Origin of the sequence: Allobosea sp. 2RAB26 (assembly GCF_052115465.1) — a bacterium.
Classification (GTDB): Bacteria; Pseudomonadota; Alphaproteobacteria; order Rhizobiales; family Beijerinckiaceae; genus Allobosea.
Map to the genome: position 1 here is coordinate 1 of NZ_JBFRGS010000028.1, position 19701 is coordinate 19701.

Consider the following 19701-nt stretch of genomic DNA (forward strand, 5'->3'; position numbering starts at 1 on the left):
ATCTCATTCAAGGCCTGCGGCAACACCCAGGAGAACATGAGCAAGACGGAAAACAAGGAGATCGGCCTGATCCCCGAGGCGACGCTGGTCAAATCCGGCGTCGTGCGCGTCATGGAATTGCAGGAGAAAGGCTGGACCTATGTCAGGCCCTGAAGCATCGGCGACCAAAAGTGGATTGCGGCTTTTGGCGCAGCCGATGCCCGTTACAACTGCGTGCTAGCGGGGAGAGCGCGCGGCGTCGTGCCAGGCGCTCCCCCACCAAACCTCTCGGCAACGGAACGTCCCCGTTGCCGAGAGTGTCCTGCGAATGGCCGCGGCCGATCAGTCGCTCGCTGATCGCTCCGCGGAGATCAGCAGCATCATCGGCCGCTCGCATTCCTCCGCCAGGCCCGGGTTCTCGGCGATCTGATCGGCTGTGGGAGCAAATTCCTCGACCTGGCGGATCGAGAACCCCGTTGCGATCAAGGTGTTGAGCGTCGTCGCTAACGTCCGGTGATATTTGAGCACGCCGTCGGTGAGCCAGTTGGTCCGGCGCTCACCTTCGATCGCATAGCGGTTCACCGGCCAGGTCTTGCGGCCGTCCTCGTCGGTCCACCAGCGCGGATGCGTCGCTGCCATGTAGATCGGGTGTTCGATCGTGAACACGAACTGCGAGTTTGGCGTAAGCGAGCGATGCACCATGCGCAGCAGGCGCCCGAAATCCGCGATATAGTGGAAGGTGAGCGCGCTGAAGGCGAAGTCGAACGCAGCCGGGGGCAGGTCCAGCAACTCGAGATCGGCAATCCGGTACGTTATCGCTGGGTCGCTGGTATCTGCGATCGCCCGGGCGATCATTTTCTCGGAGACGTCCAGTCCGAGCACGGACCCGGCCCCGTGCTCGCGCGCCCACCGGGCAAACCAGCCGAAGCCGCAGCCGAGATCGACGACGCGCTTGCCCGTCAGGCCGGGCAGCATGGCGCGGATCGCCGGCCATTCCGGCGCGCCGGCCAGACCATGAACCTGTCGGGGAAGCTGGCTGTAGCCGGCGAAGAATTCGGGGTTGTCATAGATGTTCTGTGCCAAGTCTTTCACTCCATCCCAAGGCATCGGCCCGAAAAGTGGATTGCGGTTTTCGGGGCAAAGCCGATGCGATCACAGAAGCTTGGATCATCGATGGGAATGCGATGATCCAAGCCGATGGGACGAGGCACAGGCGTGACAAAGGCCCCGTCCGTTTCCGGCGAGGCTGCAGGGGCGCGATACGCGTGTGTTAACGCGGCGATCGGCTGTCCCGCATCCCGCCTGTTGGGATGCCGGCAGCGCGGGCAACGATATGCGTATCCGTCTCGACCATGCCGGATTTATCGGGAACGGCACGATTCCTGTCAACGCCGCAGCGCATTTCAAGGGATGTCCGAAAACTCGGTGCGTCACGCCGGCGCATTTTGCGGCAGCCATTTCAGTCCGGAGATCGTCCGCTCCAGTCGTTGACGTAACGCAAGGCTGGATTTAACCCCGCTCTTCCCCGGTATGGGGCCACAGCTTTTGCGGGGGCGGGGGCCGCGATGCGAATGACGATAGACGGCGCGCGCGAGATGGCGCGCCACGCCGTGCTGGCCGCTGGAGGCAACGATGCTGTCGCAGCAGCGCTCGCGGATGCGACGATCGCTGCGGAAGTGTCGGGTCGTTCCTCTGTCGGGTTCGCGCATCTCCTGGACTATCTCGATGGTCTCGCGGCCGGGCGGATCGCGGGCTCCGTCACCCCGGGGATCAGCTTTCCAACCCCGGCCTCGATCCGGGTCGAAGCCGGGGGAGGCATCGCCCAGCTCGGTTTCGATCTCGCCTTTGCTGAATTGCAGGCGCGCGCCGGGCTCTACGGCCTCGCGCTGCTGATCCAGGCGAACAGCTACACGGTCGGCGAACTCGGCTACTACACCCGCCGGCTCGCCGAAGCGGGATTGATCGGGCTTGCCCTTGCCAATGGGCCGGCGCTGGTGGCGGCGGGCAAGAGCCAGGAGGCGGTCTACGGCACCAACCCGCTCTCCTTCGCCGCGCCCGTCGCGGGCGGCCAGCCCTTGGTCATCGACCAGGCCACGAGCGCGACGGCCTTCGTCAATATCAGGCAGGCCGCCGAGATCGGCGAGGCGATACCGCCGGGCTGGGCCGTGGATGCGAGCGGCCAACCCACCACCGATCCGCGCGCGGCGCTCACCGGAGCGCTTCTCGCTTTTGGGGGCGAGCGCGGCGCCAATATCGCGCTGATCGTGGAAACCCTGGCAGCCGGCGTCACCGGCGCGAACTGGTCGCTCGATGCGCCGTCCTTCGCCGGCGGCAGCCGATCCCCCGGCGTCGGGCTCCTGGTCGTCGCGCTGAAGCCGGAGCTCTTCGCTCCGGATTTTTCAGCCCGGCTGGCTGCGCATCTCACGCGCCTGGCGGGCAAGGGCGTCCATATTCCCGGACAAAGGCCGGCTCGCCAGGAGATCGAGCTGCCCGACGCGCTGGTGGAGGCGATCGCGCGATACTCCCTCGGGCTGGGCCAGCGGCGCGCTACTCCATGACCACCGGATGATCATCCGACGGCGCCTTCTTCTGCTTCGAGGTGACCAGCAGGGCGAGGAACGGCATGGCCGCGAGGCACAGGATCATCAGCAGCTTGAAATCGTCGATATAGGCGATGATCATCGCCTGCCGGGTGATGACCTCGTCGAGCGCGGCGCGCCCGGCCAGCGTCAGCGGATCCCAGGCATCCTTGATCGCCGGCATCTCGAAGATGCGGTTGAAGGGCGTGACGTAAGTCGCGATCTCGGCGTGGTTCACCTGGACGTTGCGGGTGAGCAGATAGCTGACGATCGAGATGCCGACGCTGGAGCCGATATTGCGCGACAGGTTGTAAAGGCCGGTGGCGTCGCCGCGATCCTGCGGCTGCAGCGTGGAGAAGGTCACGGTGGTCAGCGGCACGAAGAGCAGGCCCAAGCCCGCACCCTGGATGAAGCCGGTGACGATGATCGTCTGCTGCGAGACGTCCGGGGTCCAGCCGGCCATGTCGTACATCGCCCAGGCGCTGACGGCCAGGCCGGCGCCGAGCAGGATGCGGATGTCGACCTTGCCGATCAGCCGTCCGACCAGGAACATGCAGAGCATCGTGCCCATGCCGCGCGGGCCCATGACGACGCCGGCGGTGACGACGGGATAGCCCATCAGCGTCTGCAAATAGGGCGTCATCAACGCCAGGGAAGCGAGATAGGTGATGCCGACGATGAAGATGAAGATCATGCCGACGCTGAAATTGCGATCGAGGAACAGGCGCGGCTTGATGAAGGAGTTCTCTGCCGTGAGGGTATGGACCACGAGGATGTAGATCGCCGCGACGCAGACCGTCGCCTCGACGATGATCTCGAGCGACGAGAACCAGTCGAGCTGGGCGCCGCGGTCGAGGAAGAGCTGGAGCGAGGCGATGGCGAGGCTGAGCGCGCCGAAGCCGATCCAGTCGAGCCTGGCCAAGACGTTCGATTTCGTCTCGGTGACGAAGATCCCGACGCCCGCCAGGGCCAATGCGCCGAGCGGCAGGTTGATGTAGAAGACCCAGCGCCAGGAGATGTTCTCGGTCAGCCAGCCACCGATGACCGGGCCGAGCACCGGGCCGACCATGACCGAGACGCCGAACAGCGCCATCGCCGAGCCGCGCTCCTCCGGCGTGTAGATGTCGAGCAGGATGCTCTGGGACACCGGCACCAGGGCGGCGCCGAAGAAGCCCTGGAGCAGGCGGAAGCCGACGATCTGAGTCAGCGACTGCGCGGCGCCGCAGAGCATCGAGGCGACGACGAAGCCGATAATCGCGACCGAGAGCACGCGCTTCCTGCCGAAGCGGGCGGCAAGGAAGCCCGATGGCGGCGTCATGATCGCGGCCGCGACGATATAGGAGGTCAGGACCCAGTTGATCTGATCGGCGCTCGCCGAGACGCTGCCCTGGATATAGGGCAGCGCGACATTCGCGATCGTCGTGTCGAGAGCCTGCATGATCACGGCGAGGATCACGCAGACGGTGATGGCGCCGCGATTGGCGACCACGGGGGTCGCCGCCGTGGCGACACTCTCAGCCATTGTGAGTCTCGGTCTTGCCGAAGAGGTCCGAGACGAAGCTGGGCAGGCCGCGGGCGCGGCCGGTATCGACATCGAGCACGACGCTCATGCCGGCCCGCAACAGCGGCTTGCCGGCGGGCGTGTCGATTTTGACGCGCATGGCGATGCGCTGGACGACCTTGACCCAGTTGCCGCTGGTGTTCTGGGCCGGCAGCAGCGAAAAGCTTGCGGCCGAGGCCGGGCTGATGCTGTCGACCGTGCCGGTCCATTCGGCGCCGGGATAGGTGTCGACATAGACCCGCGCCTTCTGTCCCGGGCGGACCCAGGTCAACTCGGTCTCCTTGGGGTTCGCCTGGATCCAGACATGGTCGGCCGAGACTAGGCTGAAGCCGACTGTCGCGTCGGCAAGGTACTGCCCCTTCTGCAGCGAGGGCACATTGGTGACGATGCCGTCCATCGGCGCCTTGACCACGGTGTGATCGAGCTGGCGGGCGGCCTCGGCCCGGGCTGCGACGCTGTCCTTGTAGCGAGGGTGGTCCTCGATCGGCGCATCGGGATTGCCGTTCAGGCTGGCGGCGATACCGATGAGCTGGCTCTGGAGCTGCGCGAGCTTCTGCACGGCGCCATCGAGATCGTGCCTGGCTGAATCATAGGTCACCTGCGAGGCGACCGCCTTGGTCGCGAGGTCCTGCTGCCGCTTGAAAGCCGTGGTGTAGTAATCGATGTCGGTCCTGGCCTGGGCGATCTGGCTCTGCATCGCCTTGTAGTTCGCCTTCTGCGCTTCAAGATCGTTGCGGACCACCCCAATCTGCGCGTTCGCCCGGTCGAGGGCGAAGCGGAACTGCGCGTCGTCGAGCTTGAACAGAACGTCCCCGGCCTTGACCTGCTGGTTGTCGCGCACGTCGATTTCGCCAACGATGCCGGCGACGTCGGTCGAGATGCCGACGATGTCGGCTTGCACATAGGCGTTGTCGGTCGACATGACCTGCCCGCCGACGACATACCAGTAGCCGCCCGCGGCAAGCGCGACGGGCAGCAACGCGAAGAGGATTGAGCGCTTCAGATTGCGCGGCTTGGCGGCGGGAGCGGCGCCGGCAGGGGCAATCGGAGCCTGCGCTGCGGTCTCGGGAGCCTTGGCGGCAGGTGCGGGCTGAGCCGAAGGCAGCCTCGGCTCGGGGCGGCGGATTTCGGTCACGTTGCTGGCCGCAGAAGGATCCGAGCCGTCGTTCCGGACGGGGTCGGGTTGTCTCGCTGTGTCATCCATCGGTCTTCGGTCCTACGGCTGGCGGCATCGCACAGGCCGCCGAGAGGTTCCCACGCATCGTCGTGAGCAGGGCGAGGAGCGCCTCGCGCTCGGCTTCGGAGGTGTCGGCGAAGGCCTCGGCGCGGGTGATCTCGCCGAGCTCGCGCATGGTCGCGAGGGTCGGCCCGGCCTTTTCGGTGAGGGAGAGCCGCCAGACGCGCCGGTCCGTGGCGTCGTGCCGGCGTTCGATCAGCCCGCAGCTTTCGAGCTTGTCGAGGATGCGGCCGAGCGTGATCGGCTCGACCTCGAGCAACTCGGCGAGGCCGCCCTGCCGGATGCCCTCGTTCTTGTCGAGATAGGCCAGCACCTGCCATTGCGACCGGGTCAGCTCCAACCCGAACCCGCGGGCATTCTGCTCGAAGCGCTTGCGCAGCAGCCGCGCGACATCGTGCAGGAGGAAGCCGACAGTGCGCGAGGGCTGCTCTTTGGTCAGGGCTTTAGGCATGCTGTTCATAAGCATCCATATATTATTTTAGCTTAGGTTCTGCAATGCGCCCGACCCGGCAGGCCAGTTTCAATGCCGCGTTGGCCTCGCTGGGGCATCGCCATGCGACCGCGGCTCAGCCCCCGCTCAACGCTCGGCCGGCATGGTCGAGCGGCCTCACGTCGATTGCGTCCCGGAATGGGTATGGCTCGACGCCCGGATTGATCACGATGCGTCGCTCGGGGGTCGGCTCGGTCAACTTGGCGCGATCAGCGTCCGACCGACCTGCCGTGGTCCCAGCAAGACGGCTTGGTTCAGAAGCGATGTGACGCGGTATCATCCCTGCAATTATGGAGCTGCGCTCCCGATTTGCGTCGTAATTTGGCGGCGTTGCCCCAGTAGCTGAGTTCGTCGCTGGCGGTTGTGGAGCCCGTTCGGGCTGTCAAAGCGACCAGCTCTGGCGCTGTGTTTGTCGCATAGCCCGGCGCCAGGGCCCGGCGCGGTGTAAAGGTCGAGGCAAAGGCAGTCGGGGGTCTGCCATCGGAGCTGCGAGAGGAGAATGCGTCGGGCTCGTTCATCTCGGCGGACTGGCCGGCATTTAGGGCCCGCTCGCGCTGCCCTGGCGAAGGATGCCGGGGCAGCGCGGACCATCGGTTTCTCAGCGAGGCCGGAGCGATTCCAGTTCCTTGAGCCGCTTCATCGCGGCCTGTTGGCTGAGCATGCCGTAGTTGATGTTGCCGGCATTGAGCGAGTTGCCCGTCTGGTAGGGATACTGGTCGAAATCGGAGAAGAACTCCTTGATCTTGCCCTGAATGGGCACCAGCAGCCAGATGTTCTGGGCCAGAAACGTCATGGCTCCGCCGCCTTCTTCAATGCCGCGCTCATAGGGATCCATGCGCAGGTTCGTGATCATCGCCCAGGCCGTGACCTCGCGTGTGCCCGTCGCGATATTGCCCTTTGACTGGGCAAAGCTGAGCTTCCAGTCGTTCCAGCGGATGGCGTTGAGATTTCCGCCCTGATCGAAATAATACAGGGCGTCCCGCGGTGCGGTTTTGACCTCGCCCTTGAAATAGGGCCCGAAATCAAAGCCATCGAGATGGACCTTGAAAGTCTTGGTTCCCGCGGTGAAGCCGGCCTTCATCTTCTCCTTGATGTCTCCCGCCCCGGCGGCGGCGCAGAGCGTCGGGAACCAGTCGATCAGCGAGATCGTGTCGTTGTACTGCGTGCCGGGTTTGATCACGCCCGGCCAGCGCACCATCATGGGAATGCGCATGCCGCCTTCCCAGGTCGTGCCCTTTTCGCTCTTGAACGGCGTCATCGCGCCGTCCGGCCAGAGCGCGAGCTCGGCGCCGTTATCGGTCGTGTAGATCACGATCGTATTGTCGGCGATGCGCAGATCGTCGAGCTGCTTCAGGAGTTCGCCGACCATGCCGTCATGCTCGACCATGCCGTCGGCATGAATGCCCTTGCCGGTCTTGCCCATCGATTCCTTCTTCAGATGGGTGAAGACATGCATGCGGGTCGAGTTGAACCAGAGGAAGAAGGGGCGGTTCGCCTTCACCTGCCGGTCGACGAAATCCTTGGCGCCGGCCAAAAACTCCTCGTCGACCGTTTCCATGCGCTTGGTGTTGAGCGGCCCGGTATCTTCGATCTTGCCGTCGGCCGAGGACTTGATCACGCCGCGCGGGCCGAACTTGCGCTTGAACTCCGGGTCCTTCGGATAGAAGTAGCCCTCGGGCTCTTCCTCGGCATTCAGGTGGTAGAGATTGCCGAAGAACTCGTCGAAGCCATGCCGCGTCGGCAGGTGCTCGTCGCGGTCGCCGAGATGGTTCTTGCCGAACTGTCCGGTCGCATAGCCTTGCGTCTTCATGACGTCGGCAATGGTCGGCATCCAGTCCTGGATGCCGTGCGGGTCGCCCGGCATGCCGATGGTCAGAAGACCGGTGCGGAACGGCTCCTGGCCGAGGATGAAGGAGGCGCGGCCGGCGGTGCAGCTCTGCTGGCCATAGCTGTCGGTGAAGATCGCACCTTCCTGCGCGATGCGGTCGATATTGGGCGTGCGGTAGCCCATCATGCCCATGGTGTAGGCGCTGATCTGGGGAATGCCGATATCGTCGCCGAAGATCACGACGATGTTGGGCTTGCGCCCTGCGGAGCCCGCCGGTGCCGCGGGCGCGGGCTGCGCCTGGGCGATCGCGGCCGAGCCCGACAGCCCCGCCGCGGCGAGCGCTGTGCCTCCGAGCAGGATGCTGCGGCGATCGACGATTTTTTCAGTATTACCCGGGAGTTCAGCCGGCGTAGCCTTCGGATTCATAGCAAAATCCCTTCATATGCAGCAGAAACGGCGGAAGGAGATAGCGTGGTCCAAGCAGAGGCACTGTGCCCGCTGGCTACTTCATGCGCAAGAAGGGGAGCCTTTGCTCGTCCTGCAGAGGGCGAATGCCAGCGCTGCTACGGGCGTGAGCGCGGCCGTTCGACCGGACGCTACTGGATGCCTCAGTCATTTGGGGCAATGGCCGCCGCAAGAGGAGTGCCGGCTTGTCTCGATTTGGCGCCCCAGCGGATTCAGGCCGGGAGCGAACGGACCCGATAGGCACAGCGGCGCGCGCCCGCCGGGATATGCTCGATGCGCTCGACCTCGACATCCGGCCCGAGAACGGCCCGGAAGATCGCCAGCTCCGAACGGCACAGGCCCTGGCAGGCGGTCGCCGCCGCGCAGATCGGGCAATGGTTCTCGATGAACAGAAAGCGGCCGGGCTCCTCCTCGACAATTCCGGCCATATAGCCTTCGCGGCTGCGGATTTCGGCGAGCGCGGCCAGTTTGCGCCGAAGGGGGGCGCCTTCACCGACATGCGCGCGATAGGCGGAGAGGCAGGCCTGTTCGCGGTGTGCGATCAGCTGCTGCAGCCCGGGCTCGCCAAAGACAGTCCGGACGGACTGCAGCAGGTCGAGCGTCAGGTCGGAATGACGGTCGGGGAACCGGTCATGTCCCTGCCGCGAGAGCGCCCAGTATTTCTTCGGCCGGCCACGCCCTTCCTGCCGGTCATGGCTCGTCACCAGGCCGTCGGCTTCGAGCTTGAGCAGATGCTGCCTTGCGCCAGCCGGCGTCATGTCGAGCCGCGCCGCGATCGCCGCCGCCATCTGCGCGCCGCGCGTCTTCAGATGGAACAGCATCCGCTCCCGGCTGCGCTCGTCGCCCTGGCCTTGGCTGTCGTTGTCTTGACTCATGGCTCTCAATTTAGATAGCGATTGGTTTCTAAATTAAATCACCTTGCGAGTCGATGCAAGGCATGGCGCGCCGCGGGCGGGGACAGACGGACATGGATCGGGACGCGTCTGCCACGCAATGGCGGGATCTTCTGGACTGGACCTGGCTGCCGACTCTCGCGATCCTGATGAGCGGCGTGCTGCTGCAGTCGATGAACTCCCTGCTGCTGACGACGGTGCTGCCTTCGATCGCCGCCGAACTCGGCGGCGCGGGCATGCTGAGCCTGCCCGCGACCGCCTATGTCGGCGCCTCGATCGTGGCGGCCAGCGGGGCTGGCCTGCTGACGACCCGATACGGCGTCCGGGACACCTTATGCGTCGGGGTGGTGATCTTTGGCCTGGGCGCGCTGGTCTGTTCGTTCGCGGCGAGCATGGAATGGGTCATAGCCGCGCGCCTTGTCCAGGGTTTCGGCGGCGGTCTCGAAGTGGGGGCGGCCTATACCGCGGTGCGGGCGATCTTCCCCCCGAGACTCTGGCCGCGGGTCATCGCACTGATGGCGACGAGCTGGACGATTTCCGTCTTCGCCGGGCCGCTCGTTGGCGGCCTGTTCGCACGCGCCGGCCATTGGCGCGGCGCCCTCATCGTGACCGTGATCCTCTCGGCCATCCTGGCGGTGGCTGCCGCGCTCGTGCTGCCTGCGAACCGATCGGCAGAGCGCACCAGTGCGTCGCGCCTTCCGGCCGGTCGGATCGGGTTGATCTGCCTGGCAATTACGGCGATGTCGGCGGCATCGCTCGTCCAGGCGGCCAGCGCCAAGGCAGGCCTCATCCTTGTGGCGGTCGCAGCGCTCGCCCTGATGCTGCGGTTCGACCGCGGAGCACCGGTGCGCCTGCTGCCGAGCGATGCGTTCTCGTTCAGGACCGAGACCGGCATCGGCCTCTGGCTCATCCTGCTGCTCTGCATCGCCTTCAGCCCGCTGCACATCTATCTGCCCGTCTTCCTGCAAAGGCTGCGGGGCCTCGATCCGCTCGAGGCCGGGTTCATGGTTGCTAGCGGTTCGCTGGCCTGGACGATCGCGTCCGTGCTGGTCTCCGGCCTGACCGGTCCCTGGCCGAGGCGCCTGCTGCTCTCGGGCCCCGTCCTTATGGCCGGCGGCCTGATCGCGCTGGGCCTGCTCCTGCAGAGCCCGGCGCCGAGCTACGCCCTGATCCCCGCCGTCGTCGTGCTCGGCATCGGGATCGGGCAGGCCTGGCCCTTTGTCGGCCCGACGATCATGAACGGCGCAAAGCCCGGGGACGAGGCGGCGGCCGCCTCCGCCGTCCCGACCATCCAGCAGACCGGCCTGGCCCTTGGCGCGGCGTTGGCGGGCGTGGTCGCGAATGCCAGCGGCTTTGCCTCGGCCGTCACCGAAGCCGAGATCGGGAATGCGGCCTTCTGGGTTCCGGCCTGTTTCGCCATCGCCGCCGGCCTGGCATGGCTGGCGAGCGTCCGGCTCTACCGGCAGCGGCGCGCCAGTCCCGGCTCGGGAGCCGGGGCGTAGAGCAGTCCCAAGCGCGCAGCTGCTCTCGCTAAGTTGAAGCGACATAACGGCTCAAGGCTTCACTCATCGGACCCGATTCGGTATCCGCTGCGATGATCTAAGCGGCTGTGATTGCATCGGCTTTCCCAAGAGCTGCAATCCATCGCGCCTGCCGATGCTTGAGCACCGCCGCCGGGAGGTCACGCTGGAGCCGCATTTGGTCAACACAACCCGATGCGCAAGCGTAGGTGCCAGGTCAGGACATCGCTATGTACTTGTTCTCGTTAGCAGCGGCTGTCTGCGCCATCGGGTGTATACTTGTCCATTACGAGTTCCTGCGTTTGATATCGGGCAGCGCGGCGCATCTTTCCGTCGCGCCAAGGCAGAGAATTGTCTTCGTTGTTGCCGGAAGCATGGTCAGTCATCTCATTCAGATCCTGATCTTTGCGCTGTTGCTTTGGCTGCTCTCCGTTGCCGTGAATGAAGAGGTGTTCGGGATCGGCATTCCCGTGTCATTCCAGCAATCGCTCTATGTCTCCTTTGAATCCTACGCCTCTCTCGGCAGCAGCAACGCGCTGCCCTTCGGCCCCTTGCGGATTTTCATCGGCGTCGAGGGTTTGTCGGGGCTGGTGGTGATCGGCTGGACCTCGGCCTTCACCTATTGGTGCATGACGCAGTACTGGAACGACCACTGAGGCCGATCGTGTCGCCTGGCCGGCAAGGGCGATGAGGCAGAGGCCGATCAGATCTGGAAAGTCTCATCCTGGCAATGGCTTGGATGGCCTGATTCGCGTGATACCTGACATCCGGTCCGGCTGGGCGAGGTCCGGAGCGGGCCTGGCGGCCTTGCCGGGCGCGCCCGCCGGTCCCGCGTCTCAGCGCTGTCCGGCCAGGAGAGGCGCCAGCAGCGCGATGCCCTTCTTCACGGCGTCGAGGTCGAGGCCGGCATAGCCGAGAATGAACCCGGCTTCGCGGGGCCGGGGCCCGGCTGGATCATAGAGCGGCGAGACCGGATAGAGCCCGACGCCGGCGGCGCGTGCGGCCGCGACGATCCCGGGCTCGCGCTCGGCCGCGACATCCGTGAGCCAGGCGACGACATGCAGGCCCGTATCGGCGCCTTCGATGGTCACGATCGGCTCAAGCTCCTCGGCCAGGGCCTGGAGCAGCACGGCCCGTCGCTCGGCATTGCTCCGGCGGATGCTCCGGACATGGCGCTCATAGGCGCCCTCGCTCAGGAGATCGGCCAGCGCCTCCTGCTCCAGGAGAGGCGTGTGCCGGTCGGTCAGGCGCTTCGCCTCGACAAAGGCGGGGGTAAGCGACGGCGGGACGACGAGATAGCCGAGGCGCAGCGCCGGCGAGAGCGTCTTGGAGAATGTCCCGGCATAGATCACCGCGTCGGGCTCGAGCGCCTGCAAGGGCGGGATCGGCGCGACGTCATGGCGATACTCGCCGTCATAATCATCCTCGATGATCGAGGCGCCGCTGTCTGCAGCCCAGGCCAGCAGCGCGCGCCTGCGCGTCGCCGAGAGAACGCTGCCGAGCGGAAACTGGTGCGAGGGCGTGACGTAGGCGAGCCGAGCCGGGGGCAGGGCATCGGTCACCAGCCCATCCCGGTCGACCGGAACCGGGCGGGCGATGCCGCCGGCTGCCGCGAAGGCGTGGCGGGCGAGCAGATAGCCGGGGTTCTCGATCACGAAGGCGTCGCCGGGGTCGAGCAGCAGCCGCGCGCAGAGATCGAGCCCCTGCTGCGAGCCGTTGACGATGATGATCTGCTCGGCCGAGCAGGTGATGCCGCGGGCCCGCCAGAGATAGCCTTGCAGCGCGGCGCGAAGCGCAGGCGCTCCTTGCGGATCGCCATAGCGCAGCCGCAGGCTACGTCGCAGGCTGACCCTGTTCAGGGCGCGGCGCCAGGCGAGCACCGGAAAATCGGCGCCGGAGAGATCGCCATAGCGAAAATCCGCAATCGGGGCTGGCTGCGTCGCGGCCGGCCGGGGCAGGGCGAGCAATCGCTGTGCGAAATCCGAAAGATGCCGGGGTGCGGAGAGCCGCGCCGGCACAGGCGCTGCCGCGCCGAGCCCCTTGGCCACGATCGGCCGCGCGCCGGCCCGGCTGATCAGGTAGCCCTCGGCGATCAACTGGCCATAGGCGAGTGTCACCGTCGTGCGGGACGCGCCCCATTCGGCAGCAAAGGTCCGGGTCGACGGCAGGCGGTCGCCGGGCTGGTAGGCGCCGGCATGGATCTGTTCCTTGATCGCCGCGATGATCCGGCGCGCGACGCCGTCAGTGAACTGGACCACATCAAACCTTTGGAACTGGCCGTTTCCAGAAAGCCAGATTGGGCGCATCTCTCCTGGCAGCACAAGGAGTTCCAGAAATGTATACCCCGCCAGCCTTCCGTGACGATGACAGGGACAGCGTGAGGGCGACGATCCGCGCCTGCAGGCTTGCCACTCTCGTCACCGGCACGGCCGATGGCGTGCTGGCGACGCCCTTGCCGCTCTTCCTCGAGGAGAACGAGGGCGAGCATGGCGTGCTCTACGGCCATCTCGCCAAGGCCAACCCGCAGGGCCGGACCACGGCGCTGGGCGAGGCGCTCGCGATCTTCATGGGCCCGGACGCCTATGTTACGCCCTCCTGGTACGAGACCAAGCAGGAGACCGGGAAGGTCGTGCCGACCTGGAACTATGTCGCAGTCCATGCCTATGGCCCGATCGAGTTCTTCGACGACGCGACGCGCCTTCTCGACGTCGTGACCCGCCTGACCAACCTGCACGAGGGCGAGCGCGCCAAGCCCTGGACGGTGTCCGAGGCCCCGCCCGATTTCGTGCAGGCGCAGCTGCGCGGCATCATCGGCCTGCGCCTGCCGATCACCCGGCTGGAGGGCAAGCGCAAGCTCAGCCAGAACCGCAGCCCGGCCGACCGCGCCAATGTGGCGGCAGGTCTGGCGGCGAGCGATCGCGCCACGGACCGCGAGGTCGGAGCGCTCATCCCGCTCTGACGATGGCTTGCGCTGACGTTCGAGCAGGCGGCAACGGCGCGGCTGAGCCATCGCAGCCGGGCTGCGGCCATCATGCCGCCTTCAGGCTGAAGCGCCGCCTATCCGCAGCGTTCAGGTCTCCCGGGCCGGTCCTGCCTCCCTGACCGCCGGCTTCAACCGGCCCCTTCCTCCAGGATGCGCCCCGCCAGCTCGCCGCATCGGACGGGGCTCGCGCCACGCTCCGCGGCAAGATCCGCGAGGCGTTTCAGCATGGGCAGGCGCGCGGCGCGCCCGATGCCGATATCGGCGCGCGGATGGAAGGTGAGGCAGGCATAGCCTTCGATGGCCAGCAAGGCCGTCAGTTCCTCGTTGAGCAGCGCCTCGGCCCGGTCCTGGGTGACGCGGCGGCGGAAATGCGTCGCGTCGGTCAGCCCCTCCGAGATCGGCAGTTCGATCATGCCGGCGCCGCCATGCTCGGCCAGCGAATACGGCGCATCGTCGTCGAGGAAGCTTGAATCGTAGAGGTAGCCGAGCCGTTGCAGGATCGGGATCGTGCGTTCCGACAGGGTCCCTGTCGGCGAGCGGAAGCCGATCGGCGCCCGCCCGGTCAGCCGGGTCAGGATGTCATGGGCCTCCTCGATGACGGCATCCTCCTCAGGCCCCAGCCTGGCATGCTCCTCGAAGGCGCGGCCATTGCAGGCGATTTCGTGCCCGTCGTTCATGCAGCGCTCCAGCAGCGCCGGCATGCGCAGGGCCTCGCTCGAGGGCCAGAAGAAGGTCGCTGGCAGGCCGAAATCGCTGAGCGCATCGAGCACGCGCGTCAGGCCGATGCGATAGGTGTAGCGGCCATGCGCATCGCGGCCGAACAGTTCGGCTTCCGGAAGCGTTGCAGCCTCCGGCCCGATGCCATGGACGTTCACGGTGAGGAGAAGGCTCATGAACGCGCCTCCCGCCCCGTCGCGCGCGGCTCGCGCCAGGTTGCGGGATCGGCGAGGCAATGCTCCGCGATCTCCCTGCAGGTCATGAAGCGCACGCCCGGCACGGCCCTGGCATAGGCGAGGAAGCGATCGACCGCAGCCGCGCGGGCCGGTGTCCCCGAGCCGCCGCCGGCCTTGGGATGGATCGTCAGGTGGACATAGCCGTCACGGTCGAGGATCGCGTCGAATTCCTGGATGAAGTTGCGTTCGACCTCGCAGGCGAGCGCGCCGCCGCTGTGATAGAGCGGGAAATCGTCGAGCGAGACGGTGTTGTTGGGCACGATCGCGAAGCTGTCATCGAGCAGATAGGGCAGGTCCTCGTCCTTTTCGCTCGCATCGTAGCGGTAGCCGAGGCGGCGCAAGGTCGGCAGGGTGAGCCCGGTCTTGCGTCCCGAGGGCGAGCACCAGCCGACAGGCGCCTCGCCGACGAGTTCCGTCAGGATGCGATGCGTCTTTTCCAGAAGCTCCGGCTCGCGCTCGCCGAGATCGAAGCCCTCATGCTGATAGCCATGGGCCGCGATCTCGTGGCCGGCACGATGCATCCTGAGAAAAGGCTCCGGCCAATGCTCGGCATCATAGCCACAGCAGAAGAAGGTCGCCTTGATGGCGTGACGCTCCAGCATGTCGAGATAGCGGCCGACGCCGCGGCGCAGGGCATAGTTGCCGCGGCTGTTGATGCCGAGCCGATTCTGGCCGCGCCCGGCTTCGACGGACGGTCCATCGACATGGATCGTCACGCAGAGGACGGCTCGCGCGCCATCCGGCCACAGCGACCCCGAGGGGCGAGCATCCCATCCGTCCTGCATGCCGATTCCCGTCATCTGAAATATCCGCAAATATTGGCGCCAATTTGTGTCACAGTCCGATGGCGCGAGCAACCGGCACGGCCCGCTATCCCTGGTGCGCCTGCGGATGTCCTGTCGAAATGAAGTCGGAGGGGGATGTGCACTTTCGAGGGGCAATGACCGAGCCGGCGGTGACCGCCAGGCGCCCGAGTTCGGGCCTCGCCAGTGCCCTGTCGATCGGCTATCCCAATCCCGCCGTCACGATGCGAGGACATGCCATGGCCCGGGCCTACAAGGTCGTCGATGCGTTTTCCGCAAAGCCGCTGCTCGGCAATCCGGTGGCGGTCATTCTCGATGGCACGGGGCTGAGCGACGCTACGATGCAGGCGATCGCGCAGTGGACCAATCTGTCCGAGACCACCTTCGTGCTGCCGCCGACACGCGGAGATGCCGATTACCGGCTGCGGATTTTTACGCCCGGCAGCGAGCTGCCCTTTGCAGGTCACCCGACGCTCGGCAGCGCGCATGCGGTGATCGAGGCCGGGCTCGTTGCCCCGCGCGATGGCAGGCTGGTGCAGGAATGCGGGGTCGGCCTCGTCGCGATCACGGTCGAAGGCGAGGGCGCCGAGCGCCGGCTGACGCTTGCGCTGCCGCCGGCGACCGTCACGGCCCTGCCGGCCGGCGAGCTCACCGAGCTGGAGGCCATCCTCGGCCATGAGATCGTCCGCGAGGCGAGCCCGGCCATCGTCAATGTCGGCGCGGTCTGGCTCGTCGCCGAACTCACCGGCGCAGAGGCGCTGCTGGCGCTGAAACCAGATTTTGCGCGCTCGGCTGCCTTCGAGCGCCGCCTGGGCGTCACCGGCATCACGGTCTTCGCCAGGCGCGAGGGCAGCGGGCCCGAGATCGAGGTCCGGTCCTTCGCGCCCTCCTGCGGCGTGAACGAAGACCCGGTCTGCGGCAGCGGCAATGGCAGCGTCGCGGTGTTCCGGGCGGCGCGCGGGCTCTTGCCCGCTGGCGGCACGCGCTACGAGGCGGCCCAAGGCCGCTGCGTCGGGCGCGACGGCACGATCGCGATCTCGGTGGATGCGGGCGGCAAAGTCCAGGTCGGCGGCGCCTGCGTCACCACCGTGGACGGCACGCTCCTGCTCTGAGGGCCTTCGCCCGCCGCCGCCTCACCCCGAAGTGCTGCGGCTGCACGGGACGGGCGGGCTGGAGTGTCCGGTGGCTATCGCCCCGAAAATCCGGTGCCTGAACAAGGAGCTGGATCGCCGCTCCTGCGTCCGAACGGACGCAGGGCGATCTAGGGGCACACGTCCCAGAAGCCCTGGCTGCGCTGCGGATCGGTATAGTACCAGCAATAGCCCGCTGCCGGTGGCTGCGAGGCCGCATAGGCCGAGGCGGCTGCGGCTCCGACGAAACCGATCGCGGCTCCGGAGGCAACGGCCATTCCCGGGTGCCACCAGTAGGAAGCCGGGCGCGCCCAACCGCCGCGAATGGCAACCGGGCCATAGGGACGATAGCCGGGGCGCACGACCGCTCCGCGCCCTCCGGCGATGACGGCTCCACGCGGGCCGCGGGCGACATAGCCTCGGCCGGCGACGACGCCCCTTGGGCCGCGCGCGACGTAGCCGCGGCGGGCGATGGCGCCTCCCCTTGGACCGACCGCCACCCCGCGCCGGACGACCATTCCGCGTCGCTGCACGGTCTCCACGAAATCAGGCGCGGCATCCTTGACGCCCCAGGCGATGGGCATGGACTGAGCCTCGAGCGGCAAGAGGAGCAGAATGGCGACCAACGCGGCGCTTGAAATCCGGATCGACTTCATGGGCTTCTCCTGATCATTCCGTTGGGCTCAAGCGGCGGAATTCAGCCCGGTTCTTCGATAGCGTTGCTAGCCCCTGCCGCCGCCTGGATTCTCATCCGGCGCATCGCGCCAGGCCACGCGTTTCGGGGCGGATTTGTCACCGATGAGACCGCTCTCGACGGGCCCCATCGACCTGTTCTTCAGGCAGGCGGTCATGCGACCGCCTGCCCAACTCTCGGGAGCGAGATCAGTTCGCCGTGACGATATTGAACCAGAGCTCGAAGTTATCGAGATAGGAAACGAGCTGACCCAGCCTGTCCTTGCTCCCGGTCAGCTTAATCGCCCCCGAACCAAGCTCCTTGTCCAGGGTCGTCTCACGCAACATGACCTGGTCCAGCACGCCGCGCGCCAGGGTTATCGTGGCATCGGCGTTGGGCGCCTGCTTGTCCTTCGTGTGGTTGAGGACGCCGTTCTCCAGCTCGATGAGGTATTTCCCGCCGCTGTTGCCGAAATCGAAGTTCAAGGCGAGTTTCGCATCGCCCGCCTTCTCGCGGTTCAGCCGCACGGAGAGGAAGTCGAAGAACATCTCCAGCGTCATCGCCTTGACGGTATCGGGGCTCGCCGTATTGGGCGTCGGCAACTTCTTCACGCCATCACGAAGTTCCTTCGCACCGGTGAGGTAGAAGTTGCGCCAGGGGCCCGACTCGGCCTGATAGCCAAGTTGCTCGAGCGTATCGGCCTGGAGATTGCGCGCCTCCTTGTTGTTCGGGTCGGCAAAGACGACGTGATTGACGACCTGAGCGACCCAGCGGTAGTCGCCCTTGTCGAAGGACTTCCTGGCCTTGTCCAGAACGGCGGCGGCGCCGCCCATGAACTCGACATAGTTCTTGCTGGCTTCGACCGGCGGCAGTTCGTGCAGGGTTGCCGGATTGCCGCTGAACCATCCGAGATAGAGGACGTAGGTCGCTTTGACGTTGTGATTGATCGAGCCGTAATAACCACGGTTGGCCCAGACGGCATCGAGGCTCTTCGGCAACTTGAATTGCTCGGCGATCTCGACCTCCGTGAAGCCGTGATTGGCGAGGCGCAGGGTCTCGTCATTGATGTAGCGGTAGAGGTCGCGCTGGCTCCGCAGCAACTTCGTCACCTCGGCATTGCCGAATGACGGCCAGTGGTGCTGGGCGAACATCACTTCGGCCTTGTCGCCCCACATCGTCAGCACCTGGTTGAGATATTTCGACCAGGGCAGAGGTTCGCGGATTTTTGCGCCGCGAAGGGAATAGGTGTTGTGCAGCGTATGCGTGGCGTCCTCTGCCGCCGAGATTGCCTTCATCTCCTCGATATACCAGAGCATCTCTGACGGGGCCTCGGAGCCGGGCGCCATCAGGAACTCGTAGTTCAACCCATCGATGACCCGCTTCTCGCCGGTCTTGGTGATGATTTCCGTCGGCGGGATCAGCGTGACCGTGCCGGCCGATGTCGTCGTTCCCAGACCCGCGCCGACCTGCCCCTTCGGATCCGGCGGCAGGAGGTTGCCATACATGTAGCTGGCGCGCCGGCTCATCGCGTTGCCGGCCATGACATTCTCGGCGACGGCTGCCTCGAGGAAACCTTCCGGTGCGTAGATCTTGACGGTGCCGGCGGTCACATCGGCCTCGTTGACGACACCGCGCACGCCGCCATAGTGATCGACGTGACTATGCGTATAGATCACCGCCTTGACCGGCTTGCGCGGACGATGGGCGTAGTAGAGGTCGAGTCCGATCTTGGCGGTCTCGGCGGAGACCAGCGGATCGACGATCGTGATGCCTTCCTTGCCTTCGATGATCGTCATGTTGGACAGGTCAAGGTTGCGGACCTGGTAGAGTCCGTCCGTGACCTTGAACAGGCCGCTGATATTGATGAGCTGAGACTGGCGCCAGAGGCTGGGATTGACCGTATCGGGAGCCGCAGCGTCGGGCTTGATGAAGCCGTATTGCTCGGGATTCCAGATCGGATTTCCCGAAGGGCCTTTGATCATCTCGGCGGGCAAAGGCGCGACGAGACCGCGCTTTGCGCTCTGAAATCCGATTTGTCGGAGAAGGGCAGCTCGTTCAGTAATTTCTGGTTCGCCGCCTTGGTGCTGGCCGTTGCGTCCTTGCGTGCGTCCTGGGCGCCGGCGGGATTGGCAAGAGCGCCCAGCAGAATCGCGGCTAGGGACGCGGAGTAGAGAATTCGAGATGAGAACATCCTACGGCCTCCTCCTGAATCATTGATGATTGGTTCGTTGAAGTGAGGGATTCTCCTTTGCCGTGCCTCGACGTGAATGCTTGATTCCGCAGAAACAAGGTGCTTCGCCTATACCAATCGACTGCATGGGGCACGCGTAAGCCAGATGCCGTCAAGTCTGAAAAATGCATCAGGCCTCTGCGTCCGTGCTCCATCTGTCGCTACGGCACCTCCGATGCCGCTTTTGCCCCCTGCGGCAAGAGGAGCAACATGGCACGCGCTCGACATCCGATCTTCTTCGCGTTCAAGCTGACCCCGCGCTGTTTTCTCCCAAAGGATGTTCGCTCACTCCCGTATGAGAAGTTCCGGAGACGCGAAACGGAACCGCGAGCGCAGATCGACTGCGGCTTGGGCGTCTTTTTCTTCGACGTCGCGAC

Annotated in this window: 18 protein-coding genes; 6 read left to right on the forward strand and 12 right to left on the reverse strand. The window is 65.8% G+C overall.

The features are described 5' to 3' along the window. The coding region (locus AB4118_RS31130) for a DsrE family protein (RefSeq protein ID WP_441493414.1) at window positions 1-153 on the forward strand (153 nt) is incomplete at its 5' end. 168 nt (window positions 154-321) lie between these two features. On the opposite strand, the gene AB4118_RS31135 is transcribed toward AB4118_RS31130, so the two are convergent. Continuing rightward, window positions 322-1062 (reverse strand): class I SAM-dependent methyltransferase, encoded by a 741-nt coding sequence (locus AB4118_RS31135; RefSeq protein WP_441493365.1) that lies wholly within the window; start codon window positions 1060-1062, stop codon window positions 322-324. 482 nt (window positions 1063-1544) lie between these two features. On the opposite strand from AB4118_RS31135, the gene AB4118_RS31140 reads away from it, so the two are divergent. Next, window positions 1545-2537: an Ldh family oxidoreductase gene (locus AB4118_RS31140; protein WP_441493366.1), complete on the forward strand. Its 993-nt coding sequence runs from the start codon at window positions 1545-1547 to the stop codon at window positions 2535-2537. Here AB4118_RS31140 and AB4118_RS31145 read toward each other — a convergent pair. The 5 genes from AB4118_RS31145 to AB4118_RS31165 form a co-directional block, all read right to left on the reverse strand. After that, window positions 2527-4080 carry a DHA2 family efflux MFS transporter permease subunit gene (locus AB4118_RS31145; RefSeq protein ID WP_441493367.1) on the reverse strand — a complete coding sequence of 518 codons (1554 nt, stop codon included), beginning with the start codon at window positions 4078-4080 and terminating at the stop codon, window positions 2527-2529. The genes AB4118_RS31140 and AB4118_RS31145 overlap by 11 nt on opposite strands. Further along, window positions 4073-5323, reverse strand: coding sequence for an HlyD family secretion protein (locus tag AB4118_RS31150; protein WP_441493368.1), 1251 nt, complete (start codon window positions 5321-5323; stop codon window positions 4073-4075). The genes AB4118_RS31145 and AB4118_RS31150 overlap by 8 nt, the downstream gene beginning before the upstream one ends. After that, window positions 5316-5807, reverse strand: coding sequence for a MarR family winged helix-turn-helix transcriptional regulator (locus AB4118_RS31155; protein ID WP_441493369.1), 492 nt, complete (start codon window positions 5805-5807; stop codon window positions 5316-5318). Before AB4118_RS31155 ends, AB4118_RS31150 begins: the two co-directional genes overlap by 8 nt. A 637-nt stretch (window positions 5808-6444) precedes the next feature. Next, window positions 6445-8100: an arylsulfatase gene (locus AB4118_RS31160; RefSeq protein ID WP_441493370.1), complete on the reverse strand. Its 1656-nt coding sequence runs from the start codon at window positions 8098-8100 to the stop codon at window positions 6445-6447. Between the two features lie 251 nt (window positions 8101-8351). After that, the gene (locus tag AB4118_RS31165; protein WP_441493371.1) at window positions 8352-9014 is read right to left on the reverse strand and encodes a helix-turn-helix transcriptional regulator; all 663 of its coding nucleotides are present in this window, start codon (window positions 9012-9014) and stop codon (window positions 8352-8354) included. Between the two features lie 92 nt (window positions 9015-9106). Here AB4118_RS31165 and AB4118_RS31170 point away from each other — a divergent pair, with 92 nt between their 5' ends. Next, on the forward strand, window positions 9107-10534 hold the full coding sequence (locus tag AB4118_RS31170) for an MFS transporter (RefSeq protein WP_441493372.1): 1428 nt from the start codon (window positions 9107-9109) through the stop codon (window positions 10532-10534). A 392-nt stretch (window positions 10535-10926) separates the two neighbouring features. Further along, the gene (locus tag AB4118_RS31175) at window positions 10927-11208 is read left to right on the forward strand and encodes a hypothetical protein (RefSeq protein ID WP_441493373.1); all 282 of its coding nucleotides are present in this window, start codon (window positions 10927-10929) and stop codon (window positions 11206-11208) included. Window positions 11209-11388: 180 nt separating this feature from the next. Here AB4118_RS31175 and pdxR read toward each other — a convergent pair whose 3' ends face one another. Then, complete coding sequence (gene pdxR, locus AB4118_RS31180; protein WP_441493374.1) at window positions 11389-12810, reverse strand: MocR-like pyridoxine biosynthesis transcription factor PdxR; 1422 nt, start codon at window positions 12808-12810, stop codon at window positions 11389-11391. A gap of 77 nt (window positions 12811-12887) precedes the next feature. Here pdxR and AB4118_RS31185 point away from each other — a divergent pair, with 77 nt between their 5' ends. Then, window positions 12888-13511, forward strand: coding sequence for an FMN-binding negative transcriptional regulator (locus AB4118_RS31185; protein ID WP_441493375.1), 624 nt, complete (start codon window positions 12888-12890; stop codon window positions 13509-13511). Between the two features lie 152 nt (window positions 13512-13663). Here AB4118_RS31185 and AB4118_RS31190 read toward each other — a convergent pair whose 3' ends face one another. Together AB4118_RS31190 and AB4118_RS31195 are read right to left on the reverse strand one after the other, a co-directional pair. Then, window positions 13664-14428: a polysaccharide deacetylase family protein gene (locus tag AB4118_RS31190; RefSeq protein ID WP_441493376.1), complete on the reverse strand. Its 765-nt coding sequence runs from the start codon at window positions 14426-14428 to the stop codon at window positions 13664-13666. Further along, a complete protein-coding gene (locus AB4118_RS31195; protein WP_441493377.1) occupies window positions 14425-15288 on the reverse strand; it encodes a polysaccharide deacetylase family protein in 864 nt (287 codons plus the stop codon). The genes AB4118_RS31190 and AB4118_RS31195 overlap by 4 nt, the downstream gene beginning before the upstream one ends. A 155-nt stretch (window positions 15289-15443) precedes the next feature. Here AB4118_RS31195 and AB4118_RS31200 point away from each other — a divergent pair, with 155 nt between their 5' ends. Beyond that, a complete protein-coding gene (locus tag AB4118_RS31200) occupies window positions 15444-16403 on the forward strand; it encodes a PhzF family phenazine biosynthesis protein (RefSeq protein WP_441493378.1) in 960 nt (319 codons plus the stop codon). Between the two features lie 149 nt (window positions 16404-16552). Here AB4118_RS31200 and AB4118_RS31205 read toward each other — a convergent pair whose 3' ends face one another. From AB4118_RS31205 to AB4118_RS31215, 3 genes are all read right to left on the reverse strand, one after another. Beyond that, on the reverse strand, window positions 16553-17077 hold the full coding sequence (locus AB4118_RS31205) for a hypothetical protein (RefSeq protein WP_441493379.1): 525 nt from the start codon (window positions 17075-17077) through the stop codon (window positions 16553-16555). Between the two features lie 226 nt (window positions 17078-17303). Beyond that, a complete protein-coding gene (locus tag AB4118_RS31210) occupies window positions 17304-19076 on the reverse strand; it encodes an alkyl/aryl-sulfatase (protein WP_441493380.1) in 1773 nt (590 codons plus the stop codon). Next, a complete protein-coding gene (locus AB4118_RS31215; RefSeq protein ID WP_441493381.1) occupies window positions 19073-19285 on the reverse strand; it encodes a hypothetical protein in 213 nt (70 codons plus the stop codon). The genes AB4118_RS31210 and AB4118_RS31215 overlap by 4 nt, the downstream gene beginning before the upstream one ends. Window positions 19286-19701: the final 416 nt, after the last annotated feature.